The 18,482-nt window shown below is 65.0% G+C and carries 15 protein-coding genes; 3 read left to right on the top strand and 12 right to left on the bottom strand.

Annotated elements, in window-relative coordinates; genetic code table 11:
* Nucleotides 1-12: 12 nt before the first annotated feature.
* The 8 genes from AB1384_00430 to AB1384_00395 form a co-directional block, all read right to left on the bottom strand.
* Complete coding sequence (locus tag AB1384_00430; GenBank protein MEW6552737.1) at nucleotides 13-1,497, bottom strand: radical SAM protein; 1,485 nt, start codon at nucleotides 1,495-1,497, stop codon at nucleotides 13-15.
* Between the two features lie 30 nt (nucleotides 1,498-1,527).
* Nucleotides 1,528-2,901, bottom strand: coding sequence for an FAD-dependent oxidoreductase (locus tag AB1384_00425; protein MEW6552736.1), 1,374 nt, complete (start codon nucleotides 2,899-2,901; stop codon nucleotides 1,528-1,530).
* A gap of 125 nt (nucleotides 2,902-3,026) precedes the next feature.
* On the bottom strand, nucleotides 3,027-3,305 hold the full coding sequence (locus AB1384_00420) for a hypothetical protein (protein MEW6552735.1): 279 nt from the start codon (nucleotides 3,303-3,305) through the stop codon (nucleotides 3,027-3,029).
* Nucleotides 3,306-3,313: 8 nt separating this feature from the next.
* Nucleotides 3,314-4,468: an acyl-CoA dehydrogenase family protein gene (locus AB1384_00415; protein MEW6552734.1), complete on the bottom strand. Its 1,155-nt coding sequence runs from the start codon at nucleotides 4,466-4,468 to the stop codon at nucleotides 3,314-3,316.
* A gap of 100 nt (nucleotides 4,469-4,568) precedes the next feature.
* Nucleotides 4,569-5,711: an acyl-CoA dehydrogenase family protein gene (locus AB1384_00410; protein ID MEW6552733.1), complete on the bottom strand. Its 1,143-nt coding sequence runs from the start codon at nucleotides 5,709-5,711 to the stop codon at nucleotides 4,569-4,571.
* A 70-nt stretch (nucleotides 5,712-5,781) separates the two neighbouring features.
* On the bottom strand, nucleotides 5,782-6,564 hold the full coding sequence (locus AB1384_00405; protein ID MEW6552732.1) for an enoyl-CoA hydratase-related protein: 783 nt from the start codon (nucleotides 6,562-6,564) through the stop codon (nucleotides 5,782-5,784).
* A gap of 59 nt (nucleotides 6,565-6,623) precedes the next feature.
* Nucleotides 6,624-7,562: an enoyl-CoA hydratase/isomerase family protein gene (locus tag AB1384_00400; GenBank protein MEW6552731.1), complete on the bottom strand. Its 939-nt coding sequence runs from the start codon at nucleotides 7,560-7,562 to the stop codon at nucleotides 6,624-6,626.
* A gap of 33 nt (nucleotides 7,563-7,595) precedes the next feature.
* Complete coding sequence (locus tag AB1384_00395) at nucleotides 7,596-8,480, bottom strand: 3-hydroxyacyl-CoA dehydrogenase family protein (protein MEW6552730.1); 885 nt, start codon at nucleotides 8,478-8,480, stop codon at nucleotides 7,596-7,598.
* A 164-nt stretch (nucleotides 8,481-8,644) separates the two neighbouring features.
* Here AB1384_00395 and AB1384_00390 point away from each other — a divergent pair, with 164 nt between their 5' ends.
* Complete coding sequence (locus AB1384_00390; protein MEW6552729.1) at nucleotides 8,645-8,968, top strand: hypothetical protein; 324 nt, start codon at nucleotides 8,645-8,647, stop codon at nucleotides 8,966-8,968.
* A 5-nt stretch (nucleotides 8,969-8,973) separates the two neighbouring features.
* On the opposite strand, the gene ade is transcribed toward AB1384_00390, so the two are convergent.
* Nucleotides 8,974-10,674 carry an adenine deaminase gene (gene ade / locus AB1384_00385; protein ID MEW6552728.1) on the bottom strand — a complete coding sequence of 567 codons (1,701 nt, stop codon included), beginning with the start codon at nucleotides 10,672-10,674 and terminating at the stop codon, nucleotides 8,974-8,976.
* Between the two features lie 37 nt (nucleotides 10,675-10,711).
* On the bottom strand, nucleotides 10,712-11,734 hold the full coding sequence (locus AB1384_00380; GenBank protein ID MEW6552727.1) for an alcohol dehydrogenase catalytic domain-containing protein: 1,023 nt from the start codon (nucleotides 11,732-11,734) through the stop codon (nucleotides 10,712-10,714).
* 190 nt (nucleotides 11,735-11,924) lie between these two features.
* Here AB1384_00380 and AB1384_00375 point away from each other — a divergent pair, with 190 nt between their 5' ends.
* Entirely contained in the window at nucleotides 11,925-12,857 is a 933-nt protein-coding gene (locus AB1384_00375) for an amidohydrolase family protein (GenBank protein ID MEW6552726.1), read from the top strand.
* Nucleotides 12,858-13,052: 195 nt separating this feature from the next.
* On the opposite strand, the gene AB1384_00370 is transcribed toward AB1384_00375, so the two are convergent.
* The gene (locus AB1384_00370; GenBank protein MEW6552725.1) at nucleotides 13,053-15,572 is read right to left on the bottom strand and encodes an MMPL family transporter; all 2,520 of its coding nucleotides are present in this window, start codon (nucleotides 15,570-15,572) and stop codon (nucleotides 13,053-13,055) included.
* Between the two features lie 190 nt (nucleotides 15,573-15,762).
* Between AB1384_00370 and AB1384_00365 the strand changes: the two genes are divergently transcribed.
* The gene (locus AB1384_00365; GenBank protein MEW6552724.1) at nucleotides 15,763-17,283 is read left to right on the top strand and encodes an AMP-binding protein; all 1,521 of its coding nucleotides are present in this window, start codon (nucleotides 15,763-15,765) and stop codon (nucleotides 17,281-17,283) included.
* Here the strand turns inward: AB1384_00365 and AB1384_00360 are convergent.
* Nucleotides 17,280-18,251, bottom strand: a complete 972-nt coding sequence (locus AB1384_00360) for a ketopantoate reductase C-terminal domain-containing protein (protein ID MEW6552723.1) — start codon at nucleotides 18,249-18,251, stop codon at nucleotides 17,280-17,282. The genes AB1384_00365 and AB1384_00360 overlap by 4 nt on opposite strands.
* Between the last annotated feature and the right edge of the window lie 231 nt (nucleotides 18,252-18,482).

The following is an 18,482-nucleotide window of genomic DNA, read 5'->3' as shown; positions in this document are numbered from 1 at the left end:
TGAGATGCATGATCAGCTGCGGATGGCGTCGTTGAGCTGCTCGGTGTACTCGATGAGCTCGCGCATGGAGCCGAACTCCTCGCTGGCGAAGCAGAACTCCTCCGACCAACGGTTGAGGCGCATGCTCTCCCGCTCCTCCGCGGAGAAGGTACGCAGGAAGGTCTGGTACAGCTCGGTTCCCCGGAAGACCACCAGGGGGAAGAAGGTGGCCTCCCGGATGCCTTCTTCGCGCAGGGTCTCCACGGTGCGCTCCAGGGAGGCGCGGCTCTCGCCGGGAAGGCCGGCGATGAAGGTGAGGATGGGGTTGAGCCCACATGCGCGCGCCGCCCGTACCGCCCCTAGTATCTCCTCCCGCGTGGTCCGCTTCTTCACTACTTCCTTGAGGATGCGGTCGTCCAGGGACTCCGCGCCCAGGGCCACGCTGCCGAAGCCGCTGTCCCGCAGGCCCTCCAGCACCTCCGGGGTGAGGGAGTCGGCCCGGGTCTGGATATGGTATGTGTATGGAACCTCCTTCACCGTGGACAGCAGCGAGCGCAGGCGGGGCCGGTTGAGGGCGAAGGTGGCGTCGCCGAAGTAGAACGACCGCTCGCCCGCGGTGAAATTCTCCCAGCAGTAGTCCAGCACCTCGCGCACGTAGGCCGGGGAATGGTAGCGCACCTTCCGCTTCCAGACCGCGGGGTCGAGGCAGAACGTGCACTCCTCGGGGCAGCCGCGCGAGGTGAGGAAGCCGCTGCCCGGGATGTAGTCGTCCAGGGGATTGAGTGCCTTGAGCAGGCGGTGGCGCTCCTTGATCCTGAACTCCTCCGCCACGGTGTAGATATGGGGGAAGACGTCCAGGTCGCGCTCGCGCTCGCGGTCGGGATTGTGGACGGTCCCGCCGCCGCCATCCCGCCAGGTGAGGCCGGATATGGACGAGAAGTCCTCTTCCCCCCGCCCCAGGGCCCGCAGCAGCTCCAGGGCCGTCCACTCCCCCTCGCCGCGCACCACGAAATCGGCCGCTCCGTCCTCCATGATCTCACGCGGGTGCATGGTGGAATAGACGCCGCCAGCCACCAGCCTCACCCCGGGCGCCAGCTCCTTGATGCGCTTCAGCAGCTCCCGCGCGTGCAGGGCGACGTAGTAGATGGAGATGGGAAAGAGCACCACCTCGGGTTGCGCGCGCGCCAGGGACTTCTCCAGGTTCTCGCGCATCAGGCGCAGGGCGTCCTCCCCGCCGATGGGCGCGGTGGAGAGGGCCCCGCCGGGCAGCCCTTCCTCAACCTCCCGGAACATTGACTCGTCCTCAAAGACGTCGGCCATGAGGTTGATGACCTCGAGGTCCACCCCCCGGCCCTTGAGGAAGGAGGCCACGTACATGGCGCCGTACTCCGGCACCAGCAGCGCCTTGTTGCGGATGGCCCAGTAGCGCGCCTGGAAGAGGGGCCAGGGCTTGGTCTCCATGAGGCCGAAGCCCCAGGCGTCGGAGATTATCGCCGCCTTGGGCAACCTCTCAGCCATGTATCGGTCACCCGCCCCTTCCTTCTCCCGTCAACCCAGTATGCGCTCAACGCAGAGGATGGCCGAGCGGGACGCGCCCTCGATGGCCAGCCCCCGGCCCAGGTAGGTGTCGCCCGCGAAGAAGAGGCCTTCCACCGCCGGCGCCTGCACGTCCGGTTTGAAGTCGCCCGTGAGTCCCGGCTTGCGGGCCAGGCCGTCGCAGCCGGTGGTGAAATAAGGCAGGGCGAACTCCACGTCCTCCTCCGAGAAGGAGTACAGTTCCTTCACGTCCTCCCAGTGCTGCTCCATGAGGCGCGCCAGGTTGAACTTGTCCTCCAGTTCCCACGGTTCCGCCACGTTGTCGGTGACCAGAAGGTAACGGTCGGGCGGCGCCACGCCGGGGTCGAAGGCGGTGGGGGTGAAGGCCTGCAGGGGCAGCCCGGTGCGCGGCGACTTGAGGACGGACATGAAGACCTGGCGCTCGTAGAGGGGACGCCGGGTGGCGATGATGTAGCCCAGCAGGCCGGTCCGCTCCCCGCGGATGTCCTCGATGCGCTTGAGCCACCACCCCGGAAGGGGCGAGTAGCGGCGGTCGAAGTCCAGTACCTTGTCCAGGTGCCAGATGGGCAGTGCCAGGACAACAAGCGGCGCCGATATGAAGTCGGTTGAGATGAAGCGCCACTCCTTCGCGATGGGGTTGCCGCCCTTGCGGGCAACCTTGACCCCAACCGCCTTGTTGCCCTCGAAGACCACCTGCTCCACCCGGGCCCCCAGTTCCAGCCTCCCTCCCAGCTCCTGGAAGGCCTCCACCAGGGGGTCGATGATGCCCGCCATGCCTCCCCTGGGGTAGGCGGCGATGAGCACCGCCCTGCCCTTGGCCAGCGCCTCCCTGGCGATGTAGAGGCATTCCCCCGCCGACTGCTCGCGCACGTCCGGTATGGTGGTCATGATCATGGTCATGTTCTCCCATACCTCGCGCAGGTTGCCCTGCATCCCCTTCAGGTCCAGCCATTCGCTCATTGAGCGGCTGTCCCACTCCTTGAAGTAGGCCTCGTCCAGGGCGGCGATGCCTATCATCAGCTCGATGAAGCTCTGCTTCTCCTCGTCGGTCAGCTGGATATAGGTCTGCATGTCGTGCCAGGCCCCGTTCTCGTAGAGGTCGAGGGTGACCGAGAAACCGGCCCACTCGAACTCCTTGCCCACGCGTGCACCCAGCTCGTGGCAGAATCCCTTCTTGCCCATCTCGACCATGTGCAAGCCGATATCCGTCCTGTACCCGCCGGGCAAATCGTAGGACTGCATGCGCCCTCCCGCCCTGGGGTACATCTCCAGGAGCAGCGTCTTCTTGCCGGACTGCTGCAGCTGCGAGGCCACGCCAAGCCCGGCGATGCCCGCTCCAACCACTATCGCGTCGTAATCGCTCATCCCGCCTCCCAACCGATCGAACCCCTCCCAGGAATGCGTGTATCCGTGTCGTGGTACCGGCGCCAGCCGCATACCGCCTTGCTTTCCGCCTGACCGCGCCGCGCCGTCGTGCGCCCCTGCGCGCTCTACCCTCCCGCCATGCGGGAGAGGATGAAGATCTCGTCCCCCTCCCGCAGTTCCTCGCCGTCCTCCGCGAAGGGGGTGCCCTTCCGCCCGGCCTTGATCAGGGGGTTGAAGCGTTCCTCGTCCGCGTCCCACATGTTCCCGGGCAGTCGCGACGCGAACTCCCTGCCGATGAGCCGGAGGAGGTCGCCCACGCGCGAACCCTCCGGCATATCGTATTCCCTCTCCTTCACACCGACATGGTGCCTGACGATGCCGGTGAAGCGTACCTGTATCCGCATGTTCCTCTCTAGAACTTGCCCATGAGCAGGCGGCTGATGATCATCTTCTGGATCTCGGAGGTGCCGGCCCCGATGGTGCCCAGCTTGGCGTCGCGCAGGGTGCGCTCCACCGGGTACTCGCGGATGTAGCCGTAGCCTCCGAAGATCTGCACCGCCTCGTTGGCGACTTTGACCGCGTTCTCGGTGACGCTGAGCTTGCACACGCAGGCCTCCAGCATCGCCGGGATGCCCTGGTCCTTCATCCAGGCCACGCGGTAGACGAGCAGGCGCGAGGCATCGAGCAGGCACTTCATCTCCGCGATCTTGAAGGCCACCGCCTGGAACTTGCCGATGGGGCGGCCGAACTGCTGCCTCTCCTTGGCGTATTCGATGCAGCGGTTGATGTTACATTCCATGCCGCCCACCGCCGGCGCCACCATGATGGCCCGCTCCCACTCCAGGGTGGCCTTGCCCACCCCGTAGAAGCCCTCCCCCTCGGCCCCGAGCAGGGCCGAGGCGGGAACGCGGCAGTCGTTGAAGGCCAGTTCGGCCGTGGGCGAGGTGCGGTTCCCCATCTTGTCCAGCTCGCGGCTGACCTCGAAGCCGGGTGTCTCGCGGTCCACGATGAAGGTGCTGATGCCGGCGGCGCCCTTCTCCTTGTCGGTGACCGCTACCACAATGCACAGGTCGCAGATGGGGCCGTTGGTGATGAACATCTTGGAGCCGTTGATGACGTAATCGTCGCCGTCGCGCGCCGCGGTGGTCTTCACCGAGGCGGCGTCGGAGCCCGCGTCTGGCTCGGTGAGGCCGAAGCAGCTGATCCACTCACCGGTGCTCATCTTCGTGAGGTACTTCTTCTTCTGCTCTTCCGTCCCCATCTCCCAGATGGGGACGCCTCCGATGATGGTATGGGCGCCCCAGGATAGCGACACCCCCGCGTCCCCGCCCCCGGCGCAGAAAGCGTCCATGGCGATGGCGGTGTCCAGGGCCCCGGCGTCGGAGCCGCCGTACTCCTCGGGATAGGGCAGGCCCAAAAGGCCCATGTTCCCCATCTTTTTCCAGCCGTCCCAGAAGAACTCGCTGTTGCGGTCGTACTCCTCGGTGAAGGGCGCGATCTCCTTCTCCGCGAAGTCCTTTACCTCCTTGAAGAACGCCTGCTGTTCCTGAGAGAGCTCAAAGTCCATTTCCAACCTCCTCTTGACTCATCCGATCCTCTGAAGAGAACCCTCCCTCTGCTTGACTCCATATAAGCCGCCGCCCCCGGGCGCGGTGGCGCCGTTTCCGTCAGCGGCCCAGCAATGCCCGGGCCATGACCACCCGCTGGATCTGGTTGGTGCCGTCCCAGATCTGGTTGATCTTGGCGTCACGCATATACTTCTCCACCGGGTAGTCGCGCATGTAACCGTAACCTCCGAAGACCTGCACCACGTCGGTGGTGACGCGCATGGCCATGTCCGAGCAGAAGGTCTTGGCGAAGGCCGCCTGGTTGGAGAAGGGCATCTTCTCCGTCTCCATCCATGCCGCCTTCATATACATCAGCCGGCCCGCCTCGATGTCCATGGACATGTCCGCCAGCATGAACTGTACGGCCTGGTTCTCCGCGATGGGCTTGCCGAATTGCACCCTCTCCCTGGCGTATACCACCGCCGCCTCCATGGCGGCCCGCGCTATGCCCACCGAGTTGCAGGCCACGCTCACCCTCGCCTTGTCCAGGGTGATCATGGCGATCTTGAACCCCTTGCCCTCCTCGCCCAGGAGGTCGGCTGCGGGCACCCGGCAGTCGGAGAGGATGACCTCCGAGGTCACCGAGGCGCGCACCCCCATCTTGCGCTCTTTCTTGCCCCCGCTGATGCCTGGGTTGTCCCCGCTCACCAGGAAGCACGACAGCCCGCGCACCCCTTGCGAGGGGTCGGTGGAGGCGAACACCGCCGTGAGGTCGGCGATGCCCCCGTTAGAGATGAAGCACTTGGTGCCGCTCAAGACGTAGTCGTCGCCATCGCGCACCGCGGTGGTCTTGACGCCCGCCGCGTCCGAGCCGGCGCCGGGCTCGGTGAGGGCCATGGCCGCGAGGGACGGGCGCGAGGTCAGGTCCCCGAGGTATTTGCTCTTCTGCTCCTCCGTGCCCGCCACCAGCAGCGGGGTGGTGCCCAGGTTGTTCGCGCCGAGGATGGTGGCGAAACCGCAGCACCCCCAGGCTATCTCCTCTCCCACGATGCACGCGGTGAGGAAATCCATGCCCTGGCCGCCATACTCCTCCGGGACGTAGAGGTAGGTGAGGCCCGCCGCGAAAGCCTTCTCTATGAAATGCTCGGGGTACTTCTCCTCCTCGTCGTAGTCGGCGGCGATGGGGCGTATCTCTTTCTCGGTGAATTCGTGGGCCACCTTCTGGATGGCCTTCTGTTCGTCGCTCAGCTCAAACGAGATCACTCTCTGTTACCTCCCTGCTCTGGATATCGGAACGCGGTGTGGGCGGAGCCCCGGTGCGGCCGGCGCCCGCTCATCTGCCCTTGAAATCCGCCTTGCGCTTCTCCTTGAAGGCCGCCATGCCCTCCTTCTGGTCATCGGTGGAGAAGAGCAGGGAGAAGCACTTGCGCTCCAGGGACAGCCCGGAGTATAGGTCGGTGTTGAGGCCGTCGTTCACGCAGGCCTTGGCGCAGGCCAGCGCCACCGCGCCGTTGCGGATGCAGCGGCGGGCCAGCTTCTTCGCCTCCTCCATGAGGTCCGCCACGGGCACCACCCGGTTCACCAGCCCCATCTCCCGGCAGGCCTCCGCCTTGAAGAAGTCCCCGCTGAAGATGAACTCCTTGGCCCGGTTCGGCCCGATGAGCCGGGGGAGCCGCTGCGTCCCACCCGCGCCGGGGATGATGCCCAGGGTGATCTCCGGCATGCCGAAGACCGCCGTCTCGGAGGCCACGATCATATCGCAGACCAGGGCCAGCTCGGTGCCGCCGCCCAGGGCGTAACCGCTGACCGCGGCGATGACCGGCTTGGGGATGCGTTCGATCTTCTCGAACCCGGAGAGGTCGGCGCCGTAGGCGGTGAGCATGTCGGGCGCGTACTTCCCGGACATCTCCTTGATGTCCCCGCCGGCGGCGAAGTCACCCTCTCCCCCGGTGACGATGACCGCCCTCACCGCATCGTCCCTGGCCAGCATGTCGGCCGCGACGCCCAGCTCGGCGATGAGTTCCAGGTTGAGCGCGTTCTTCGCCTCGGGGCGGTTGAGGCGCAGGGTAGCGATGCCCTCCCCGTCCGTCTCAACCACCAGATACTTGAACTCCATGCGTCCTCCTCGTCTATCCTCGCCCCCTCCCAGGGGAAAACCCTACCTTGCCGCCGCTCTCACTCGAAGATGTCCTCGTCGTAGTCGTCATCCGGGGGCTGCGCCGGCGGCGCCACCTCTTCCACAGCGAGCGTCTCCGGCCCTTCTTCCTCCGCCTCCGCCCGCGGGGATTCATCTCCTGGTTGCGGCGCCTCCGCCGGTCCGTCCGCCTCCGCGACCGTCACCTCTTCCTGCGGGCCCGGCGTGGTGAAGCGCCTCAGCGCGGCCGCCGGCTCCCCGCTGGCGAAACAGGTGGTGAAGCACTCCGTCTCATATTCCAGGCCGCGGCCCAGGTCCATGTCCAGCGCGTGGTTGATGCAGCGCTTGGCCTGGTAGAGTGCGATCCTGCCCCCCGCGGCGATCTTCTCGGCCATCTCCTGTACCGTATCCGCCAGCTCCATGTCGGAAACGGCCTCGTTGACGAGGCCCCACTCCACCGCCAGCGCGGCATCAAGGATCCTGCCGCTGAAGATCATGTCCCGGGCTCGCCGCAGGCCGACCACTCGCGCCAGCCTCTGGGTACCGCCCCCGCATGGGATCATCCCCAGGCGCGCCTCGGGGAAGGCGAAGCGCGCCCCCTCTGAAGCCACTGCCAGGTCGCAGGCGAGGCAGATCTCCAGCCCCGCTCCCATGGCCACCCCGCCCACGGCGGCGATGGTCGGCAGCGAGAGCTCGGCGATGCGTCCGGTGAGCATCTGGATCTCGCGAGAACGTCGGCGGGCCGCCATGGCATTGGCCTGCTCCAGGCCCGCCATGTCCATGCCCGCACAGAAGGCGTCACCCTGCCCCGTTAACACCAGCACCCGGACCTCAGGATCGGCCTCCACCTTCGCCAGTTGGGCCCACATGGCCCGCACCATCTGCGGCGAGAGCGCGTTCATGCGCTCGGGGCGGGAGAAGACGATCCAGCCCGCCACTCCCCTTCTCTCGAAGAGGACGGTATCGCTGTCCTCAGCCATGACTTTCCTTTCCCGCTCTCCGCGGCCCGCCGCTTACAGTTTCCAGTAGCTCTCCTGTTTGCCGCTGGAGTAGTCGTAGTAGCCCTTGCCCGTCTTCCTGCCCAGGAGCCCCGCTGCCACCATGCGCCGCATGAGCGGCGGGGGATAGAACTTGGTATCGCCTGTATCGTTGTATATGGCCGCGCTCGCGTTCATGAGCACGTCGATACCGGTCATGTCCGCCAGCTCCAGGGGGCCCATGGGAAGGTTGTAGCCCAGGCGCATGGCCTTGTCGATGTCTTCCGGCGATGCTACTCCCGCCTCGAGCATACGCGCGGCTTCGCAGCCCATGGGCAGGTAGAGTCGGTTGGCGATGAATCCGGCGTGGTCTTTCAGCACCCTTACCGTCTCCTTGCCCACCGATTGTGCCCATGCCTCCGCCGCCTCCACGGTCTCGTCCGAGGTCTGCAGGCCACGGATGATCTCGCACAGGCGCATGAGGGGGACGGGGCTGAAGAAATGGGTGCCCACCACCTTGTCCGGCCGCGCCGTGGCCGCGGCGATGGAGGAGATGGGTATGGCCGAGGTGTTCGAGGCCAGGATGGTGTGGGCGGGGCAGACCTCGTCCAGTTTCCCGAAGACCTCCTTCTTGACGTCGAGGTTCTCGAAGACCGCCTCGACCACGATGTCGGCGTCGGCGGCGTCCGCCAGGTCGGTGGTGGTGGAGAGGTTGGCCAGGGCGGCGTCGTGCTGCTCCTGGGATATCTTCTCCTTGGAGAGGAACTTGCCAAGGGACCCCTTGATGGCCTCCAGGCCCTTGGCGGTGAACTCCTCCTTGATGTCATGCATCTTCACCTTATAGCCTGCCGCGGCGGAGACCTGGGCGATGCCGCCACCCATGAGCCCCGAACCGACCACGAACACGTTCTTGATCTCCATGCTGACCTCCTGATGTTCCGACAACCTGTCGTATTTCGCCCGATAAGCCTGATTAACTGGGTTTTAACCTTCGCCAAGCTACCGCGCCAACGGCGCCAAAATTATATCACGAAAGGGCGTGGTGGATGTACACATGATGGGGGCGCCTATGGTAGCCTGAGACCATGGAACACGAAGGACCGTTCGGCGAGAGCATCCCCGTCATCGACGACGTGCTGGACGTGGTGAAGACGGCGCGTTACCAGTTCGGCACCCTGGCGCACATGGGCGATGACCTGGAACACTCCGTGGTCGGACTGCGGGAGCAGCTCGGGGGGATACTCTCGTTCTTCTCCCGGCGCCGGAACGTCATGTATACGGCGGCCGCGGTCATCGCGGCGGCCGTGCTCCTGGATTACGCGCGCGGATGGACGAGCGCGTTCAGGATCCGTTACAGCTTCGTCTGGCCCTACCTGCCGCACGTGCAGGTCAAGCACCATCTCCGCTGATACCGTCACGCGAAGAGGGGCACGTGCGAGAAGCTCCCCACGTCGAAGAGGCCTTTGTCGGTCATCTTCAGTTCCGGGATTACCGGCAGCGCCATGAAGGCCAGCGCCATGAAGGGGTCGGGGAGGGAGCAGCCCAGCCTCAGGGCGGCCCCCTGCAGCAGCCGGACGCGTTCCTTCACCTCTCCCAGGGGCAGAGTCGACATCAGGCCAGCCACGTCAAGGGGCAGGTCCGCCAGCACCTCGCCGCCGCGCACCACCGCCTGGCCGCCGCCCATCCCCTCCACCGCCCTGGCCGCGGCGAGGATATCCCCGTCGGAAGCCCCCACCACCACGAGGTTATGGGAGTCGTGCGCCACCGTGGACGCCAGGGCTCCCTCCCGCAATCCGAAGCCGCAGATGAAGCCCACCCCCACGTTTCCACTGCCGCGATGGCGCTCGAAGACGCATATCTTAAGGAGGTCGCGCGAGACGTCACACACCACCAGGCCGTCCTTCACCTTGGGCTTCTCCGTGAGCCTCGAGGTCACGATCTGGTCCGGGATGACCCCGATGACCAGCATCTCGCCGTCCTGCGCCCTCACCTCGATCCCCGCCATCTTCTCCCAGGCGATGTTCATGGCTCCAGGAGCGGGCGGTCCGGGCTTGACGTCGATAAGGAATTCGCCGTTCTCGGCCACTTTTTCGCCGCCCTTGAACACTTGCAGGACCCTGAAGGTCTCCAGGTCCTCCACAACCACCAGGTCGGCCCGCCACCCCGGGACGATGCCTCCCCTGGCATGCAGGCCGAAGCGGAGTGCCGGGTTGATGGTGACCATGCGCAGCGCGGTCATGGGGTCGAGCCCCAGGCCCACCGCCTTGCGCAGGATGAAGTCCATGTGCCCCTCTTCCATCAGGTCCCTGGGCTGGCGGTCGTCATCCACGAAGATGCAGCGCCACGCGCTGGTGATGCCGACGACGGGCAGCAGGTCCGCCAGGTTACGGGCGGTGGAGCCCTCACGGATGTAGATGAACATCCCCTTGGCCAGTTTCTCCGCCGCCTCCTCCTCCCGTACACACTCGTGGTCCGACTCCACGCCGGCCGCGATATAGGCGTCGAGTTCACGTCCCGACAGCCCCGGCGCGTGGCCGTCGATGGGCAGGCCCCGGCAGGCATCTATCTTCGCCAGCACCGACGGGTCGGCATGGATGACCCCGGGGAAGTTCATGACCTCACCCAGCCCGATGACCGCCTCCTCGGACAGGAGGGGGACGAGGTCGGCGGCCTCCAGGGAAGCCCCGGCGGTCTCCATGGGCGTGGCCGGGACGCAAGAGGGCAGCATCACAAAGACATCGAGGGGGAGCCCTTCTGCCAGGCGCATCATGTATCGGATCCCCTCGATGCCCAAAACGTTAGCGATCTCGTGATAGTCGGTCACCACCGCGGTCGTGCCGGCCGGCACCACCGCCCGCGCGTATTCGGGGAGGCCGACCATGGAGGACTCGATATGGACATGCCCGTCGATAAAGCCGGGGCACAGATAGGCTCCCCCCAGGTCCACCTTCTCCCTCGCCGGACGTTCGCCGAAGCCGGCGATCATGCCGTCGCTGATTGCGACCGATCCCTCCTCCACCACGCCCTCGAACACATCGACTATCCTGGCCCCGGTGAGCAGGAGGTCCGCCTCCGCCTCACCCCGCGCCGCCGCCAGAAAATCGCCCATGGCCATATGCAGGCTCCCTTCCGTCGTGTTTTCGCGCCGGCCGTCAGATGACCGGCTCTTCCTCGAGCTCCCCCGGCTGCCTGAGTCCCTCCGCGGGATATGTCTTCATCTCCAGGATGACCTTGAGCGACTCGTCCCGCATGGCGTATTCGAAGGCCTGCAGCCCCATCTCCAGCGGGAACCTGCGGTCGATGAGTTCCTGCACGTTCACCAGACCGCGCAGCAGGGCGCGGATGGCCGGTTCGAAGGGACCGCAGCGCGAGCCGACGATCCGGATCTCGTCCACGACCAGCGACGAGATGTCCACGTTGATCGACTCCGCATAGGTGCTCTTCTGCACGATGGTCCCGGTGGGGTCCACCAGGGACCTGGCGAGGTCGAAGCCCTCCGGACTGCCCGTGGATTCGACCACCACGTCGAACCTTTCCCCGAGGTCGAGGTCCTGCCGCATCACCGTCCTTATGCCCAGGCGGTCCAGGATCTTGAGCTTGTGCTCGTAGCGGCCCACCGCCAGCAGGGCACACCCGTTCAGGCGCATCACCTGCGCCGCCATGATCCCCAGCTTGCCGTCCCCGAGCACGGCCACCCGGTGCCGCGGGCTGATATGCACCTGCTCCGTGATGCGGAAACAGGCGGCCAGGGGCTCGACGAACACTGCGGAATACAGCGGCAGGGTGTCGGGGACGACGGTGAGGTTGGCGACGGGCAGGGTCATGAACTCGGCGAAGGCCCCGTCGCGGCCGCTGATGCCGAGGGTAGTGCGGCCGCGGCAGTGGTTCCCCTTCCCTTCCAGGCATAGGGGACAGATACCGCAGGGGCAGTTTATCTCCCCCACCACCCGCTTGCCCACCAGGTCGGGGTCATCGGCCCTGGACACCACGCCCACGAACTCGTGCCCCGGCACACCCTTGAAGTCCATATAGCCGCGGGCGATCTCCTTGTCGGTGTTGCAGATACCGGCGGCCATGACTTTTATCAGCGCCTCGCCCGCTCCTGGTTCGGGCACGGGCAGGTCGTCCCTGAGCTTCAGCTCACCGTCGTAGTACAAGCCGAGCATCGCCTTCATCTCCTCTCCCCCGGCCGCTTTCCATTCTCTCTATCGATGCCTCGCCCGTTTTGCTTGACCGCTCTACCCATAATATATCCCCAGGAGGCGCGCACTTGGAACCCGGACGCCCTTCCTGAGCGATGCGGATGAGCTTATACTGGCGGTGAGGGCTTCCGGCGGTTCGCGAGAGTGAAAGGGGTGTTCCGAGATGATCATCGACAGCCACGTGCACCTGGTGGGAGAGGGCTGGCACGACCGCAGCTTCTTCCTCGGCCAGGCGAAAATGGTCACGGCCATGATGGGCAAGGCCACCGGGGAGCGTCCGGACGCGGACCCCATCGTCGACAGCCTCCTCCCCAACCTCGCCGACACCACGGGCGAGAAACTCATCGCCGTCATGGACGCCGCCGGGGTGGAAATGAGCTGCGTCTTCGCCCAGGACTCCGGCCTGGCCGCCGGCGAGCCAGCCGTGCCCCTGGAGGAGCAGAACCGCGCCATAGCCGAGGCCGCCAGGAGCTACCCGGGGCGCTTCGTACCCTTCTTCACCATCGATCCCCGCCGCGACGGCGGGTTGGAGATGTTCCAGCGCGCGGTGGAGGAATGGGGCATGAGGGGGTTGAAGCTCCACCCCACATCGGGTTTCTACCCCTACGACCCGGTGGTCTACCCCTTCTATGAGAAATGCGTGGAGTACGGCATACCGGTACTCTTCCACACCGGCAGCCAGCCCGCCCCCATGAAGTTCCGTTTCACCCAGCCTATCTACGTGGACGACGTTGCGGCGGATTTCCCGGACCTGCCCATCATCATGGCCCACGTCGCCCACGAGTTGTGGCCGGAGGCCCTGCTGGTTGCAAGCGTGAAGCCCAACGTCTATTTCGATTTCTCGGGCTGGCAGATCGCCTTCAACGACCACCCGCAGGACTTCTACCGCATGCTGCGTACGGTGCTCGACCATGTCGGCCCCTGGCGCGTGCTCTTCGGCACCGACGGTCCCTATCTCAACGTACTCTGTCCAGTGGAGACCTGGATCAAGGCGATCACCGAGCCTGACCTCGGTTCCTGCCCGGAGGTCTCGTTCACCCCCGAGGAGACCGAGATCATCATGGGCAAGGCCTTCGCCAAACTGATGGGGCTATAGGGTCAGGCTTCCTGTTTGTTGCGTTCCACCTGAGACGGCTACTTTAGCCTTGGCCGCACGAATGCAAGAAACAAGACCTGCCCTGAAAATAGCGACCAGCATTTTCGTCCTCGGTGGTGTCGCGGCCGCGCGACATGGGTGACTGACCCTCAAACGGAAAGCGAGCTGCGGGTCCCGTCTGACCCGGGCCGCCGGTTATACGTTGTTGGCCTCGGCCGGGGTGAGATCCCCCGTCTCTGCGGCGGCACGTTCCTCCGCATGCTGGCGGCGCCGAGCGATGAGGGTGATGATGGAGGGCAGCACCAGCACGCTGGCCAGCATGGAGACTGCCAGGGAGAGGGCGGTGATCAGCCCGAAGCGCCGGATTGGCATCATCTTGGAATAGGAGATGACCAGGAACGCTCCCGCCGTGCACATGGTGCTCGCCAGCATGTTCTTGCCCACCCTGGTGATGCAGATGTCCAGGGCATCGGCAACGCTCACCTCTCCGGGCTTGTACTCCTCGAGGAAACGGTGGGTGATGTGGATGCCGTAATCTATACCCATGCCGATGATCATAGACACGACGAGCACGGTGAGCATGTCCAGGGTCCATCCCATGAGGGAGAGGAAGCCCAGCTCCACCGAGATCCCCGCCACCAGCACCGACAGGGTGGCCAGGCCGTAGATAAACGAACGGAAGATAATGATCAGTACCAGCCCGGAGAGGACCAGGGCGAGGATGGACGTCCGGATCTGGGTGGGGACCAGGTTGCCCAACATGTCCGCGGTGAGCGGGGTGATCCCCCCCACGTTGTAGTCGATGTCCTGTGAAGCAAATGCCGCCTCCGCCGCTTCGCTCAGGGCTTTGTCCTTGTCCACCATCTCCGCGTTGCTGCTGGCGCCCTCGCTGAAGATGGTGATGAGTGCAGCCCGATGATCATCGGAGATGAGCTTTCCCTCCTGGGCCCCGAAGAGCGCCCCGATGGCGGCCAGGTCCTCCTCGGCCTCGGCCCTGGTGGCGGGAAGTCCCGCCGCGAAATCCTGCCCCGGGGCCGCCTTGCCTGTCTCCACCCGGAAGTCGTGGATGAGCTCGCCGATGCTGGAGCTGCCGTTCTCAGTGAAGTACGGGGTCTGGGCGAGCTTCTCCTGAAAGGCGTGCATGGCGGCCATGACCTCGGGCTCCAGCACGTCCCCCTTGAGCAGGACGATGTCACCTTGCTGACCCCCGAAGATGGCCTCCTGCTGGTACTGGGTCTCGAGGGAGGGGATGTCCTGGGGCGCGAGTTGCCTGAGGTCCGGGGTAGTGGTGAGCCGGAAGGTGCCCATGACGCAGATGATCACGATGAAGGCATAGACCACCACCACCGCCACCGGGCTTCCCTGGGCGATGCTGGCGATCCGGCCCAGGAAACGGTCGATGCGCGAGTTGCCCACAGGTGAGAAGATGGCCACCCCCCGCGGCATCCTGGTGGTGCCCTTGCGCAGCCGGCGCTCCTCGCGCAGGATCATCAGCGAGGGCAGGAAGGTGACGCTGAAGATGAAGCACAGCCCGATGCCCGCAGCGGTCATGTAGCCGAACTCCTGCAGCACGTCGAAGTCGGAGAACCCGAAGGAGGCGAAGCCGAAGACGGTGGTGATGCAGGCGAGGAAGATGGCCACCCCCACGGTGATCACGGCCTTATGCGCGGCCCGGCGGGGTTCCCGGTCGATCCCGAACTCCTCATAGAAGCGCCCCATCATGTACACCAGGTTGCCCATGCTGATCCCCAGCACCAGCGGGCCGATGAGCGCCGAGAGCAGGGTGAAGGGCAGGCGGAACCAGCCCATGAGGCCATAGATCCATATCGCGGTTATGGCGATGATCGACAGCGGAAGCAGTACGTCGGTGAACCTCTGGAAGGTAAGGAAGAGCAGGAGCATGAGCACGGCCAGGGCGATAAGCGCCATGACCACGGTGCTGGAGACCACGTAGTCCTCCAGGTCCTTGTCTATGGAGGGGTCGCCCCCTATGGTAACGGCCGCCGGGACCTCCCCGTCCTCGAAGTAGGTGCGGAAAAATCCCTCCACTCTGGAAGCGAAGGCCTTGCGCTGCGATGAATCCAGGCCAGGATCCACCTTGATGAGTATCTTGGCGAACCTGCCGTCCTCGGAGAGGAGCCCCGACCCCTTCTTCTCCACATTCCACTTGTAGGCAACCGGGTTGGCGAGGTATTGCTGGACCCCTTCCTCGATTATCTGCTCGAAGGGTTTCATCACCCCAGGGTTGCTCGGGTCCTCCTGCATAATGCCTTCCCCGCGTTCAAGAAGGGTGGGGACATCCGGAAGGATGACCTCGGCCTGCTGCTCGGTAACACCATAATCCTGCACGGCCCTCTGCCGGGCCTGCGCCAGCATGTTGGGCCCGAAGGCGCTCAGGAAATGCTGAACATAGACGTAATCCTCCGTATCAATCTCCTCGGCCATCGCGCTATCGAGCAGCATGAACTTCTTGATCATGGGATAGGTGAGCATGGCGTCGCTCTCCACCATGGGATATTCGTTGGTTGTGCCGCCGAAGAGCTGGTTGACCTCATCCAGGGTACGGGCGGTCTCGTACTTGGTTGGGATGAGGTCCTTCTGGCCCGCTCTGACCTCGAGGAAGGTTATGCCCACAGCCACCGGGATGGTCAACAGTACGCATACGAGTATTACGGCGCGGGCATGGTCCCGGCACAGGCGGGCAAAGAACGACACTGCAGCATCCCTCCCACGGACGTCTTCGCCTCAAAGGCGTCATAGTCATATGATATATTACTTTCGTTCTCCGTAGGTTACTCTCCTTCGAGCCATCACGCAATCCGCGCCACGCCGGGACCGCCCTCCGCCATCTGGTAGAATAGAACCGACAACACTTGGACCTCGCAGGGAAAGGCGGTGGGTGGCGGTGACCCTGCTCACTGAGATCATAGACGGTTTCCCGCGCAACTTCCCCGAGTACGAAGCGCTCTATTTCGAGGGAAAGACATTTACCAACCTCGAGTCGCACCGCGAAACCTGCCGCCTCGGAAACGCCCTCGCCGCACTGGGGCTGCAGCCGGGAGACATGCTCATGGCCCATATGGAGAACTGCCCGGACGCCGTACACCTCTATTCCGCCTGCGCCAAGTCAGGTATCATCTTCTGTCCCACCATGTTCCTGCTCAGCGCCGAAGAGCTGTCCTGGATGGCCGAACATTCGCAGGCGAAGTACTTGATCACCACCCCCAACCTCCTTTCCAAGGTGCGGTTAGCCTGTCCCGGGTTGAACGAACGCAGCCGCATCATCCTTTCCGGTGAAGAAGAGGAGCCGGGCACCATCAGCCTCGACGAACTCCGCCGGGAACAACCGGCAGAACTGGCCACCGTTCCCGACCTGGGAGATGACGACGTGGCTGCCCTGCTATACACGGCGGGAACGACTGGACGCCCCAAGGGGGTGCTCCTCACCCACGGGAACGTGGGGAGCAACGTTCTCTCGGTGGCGAGCTCCACGCGCATCACCAGGGAGGAGGTGGCCCTCTCCCCCCTGCCGCTGTCTCACTCCTACGGACTGACCACATCGCTGCTGCCGGCGGTGAGCGGCATCTATTCCATCCTCATGCGCTGGTTCGATGCCACCCAGGTCTTCGAGTACACCGAGCGCTTCCATGTGCGCACCATCCCCGGAGTGCCCGCAATGTTCATCCAGCTCCTGAACCACCCGCGGGCACCCCAGTTCAACGTCAGGAGCTGGAAAAGGCTGCAGAGCGGGGCCGCCCCGCTGCCGGACGAGGTACTCAAGGCCTTCCGAGAGAAGTTCGGGGTCAACCTCTACGAGGGATACGGACTCACCGAGGCCTCACCTGTGGTGAGCTGCCAGAGCCCACACCTGGGCTTCAAGCCCGGCTCGGTAGGACCACCGCTGCAGGGACTGGAGGTCAGGATCCGCGACGAGTTCGAGCGCGAGCTCCCCCCCGGCAGCCCCGGGGAGATAACCGTGCGCGGTCCGTCGGTCATGAAGGGGTACTTCAAGAACCCGGATGAGACCGAACGGGCCCTGCGCGCTGGCTGGCTGCATACCGGGGACATCGGTTACCTGGACGAGGACGGCTATCTCTTCATAGTCGAGCGCAAGAAAGACCTTATCATCTCCGGCGGCTTCAACCTCTATCCGTCTGAGGTCGAGGAAGTGCTGGTAAGGCACCCTGCGGTAGCCGATGCCGCCGTGGTGGGTGAGCCGGACCCCATCCGCGGTGAAGTCGTGCATGCCTTCGTCCTGCTCCATGCCGGGAGCGAGGTGAGCGAACGGGAGCTGATAGATTTCACGCGCGCGTCGCTTGTGTACTACAAGTGCCCCCACCGCGTGACCTTCGTCGAGGAAATGCCGTACACGTTCCTGGGCAAACCCTCGCGGCGCGAATTGCGCGAACGCTTGTGTGAACGTTAGAGCAGTGACATGCCCTTCTCCTCGGAGACACGCCTCTGCAGCTCTTTGAGGGCCGCCTCTCCGGGACGGTGCCGGCCGGCCTCCACCTCACGCACCAGGGTTAGGATGGAGCTGTGCGTGGGGACCGCCACCCCCTTGGCCCGGGCTTTCTGTACGATCCATCCGCTCAGGCAGTCTATCTCCGTCTTCCTTCCCGCCTCGATATCGCGGAGCATGGGGGGTCTTAACCCCGCCCACACCGCCCCGTCCCAGGGCGCCAGGGGTTCGGCATCCTCCCTGCCGCCGCTCTCAGCCGCCCGCCGGCACTCGGCTGCCGCCTCTTCGCACAGGTGGTTCAGGGGCTCCAGACGGCGCGCTTCAAGTGATGGCAGTCCGGAGATGGCGCACAACCCGCTCACTGCCGCCGCCCCCTCCAGCCGTTTCCAGATCTCCCCATAGAGGTCACCGGACAGAGTGACGATCCCGGCACGGGCGCCGTCTACAGCTTCCACAAGTCCCGCTAGTGCGCTCTCCCTGCCGGGAAGGGCGGCCCCCAGCACGAGGGAGCGAAAAGCCTCCACCTCAACGGCCCCATCCGCAGCCTCGCATGCCGACACCCATGCCAGGCCGGCAAAGGAGCGCTCCTCTCCGACCAGCTCTGCAAGGGATGATATTGCTCCGCCCTCCTGCAAGGACAGGTATACGGTATCGCGGTGGACGAAGGGGCTGAGGGGACGTAGCGCGGCGCCGCTCTCGTTCGCCCCCGTGGCCAGGACTATGACGTCGTAAGGGTCCGCGGGCTCTCCCGTCCTGGCGACCGACGGGAACGCGGTCCCGCTCAGGTCGCCCCGCGCGCGCACACCGTTACTCGCGATATCGGACGCCCGCTCCCGCCTCAGCTCGTAGACGAAGACCTCCTGGCCCGCATCGCAGAACAGGATGGACGCCAGCGTTCCCATGGCCCCGGCGCCGATCACCGCTATCCTCATGTTCGACCTCCCTGTGCTCCCGGCCGCCTTACCCTTCCGGCCTGACCTGGCAGGCAATGATGGCATATGGGCGGCCCACCCGTCCATATCATCCCCATCCCGGGCCGATACAACGAGTGCCGCAACAGTATATCCCGTCTGCGCGGCGGCGCTCCGTCCCGACTCCTTCTACGTGCGGGTTTATATACCATTGTACGTGGAAACATAAGAATGATGGGTCAGATGGCCGAG

The organism is Actinomycetota bacterium (genome assembly GCA_040757835.1).
GTDB lineage: Bacteria > Actinomycetota > Geothermincolia > Geothermincolales > RBG-13-55-18 > SURF-21.
Note: the sequence above shows the minus strand (reverse complement) of the source record. Positions and strands in the feature narration are given on the sequence as shown.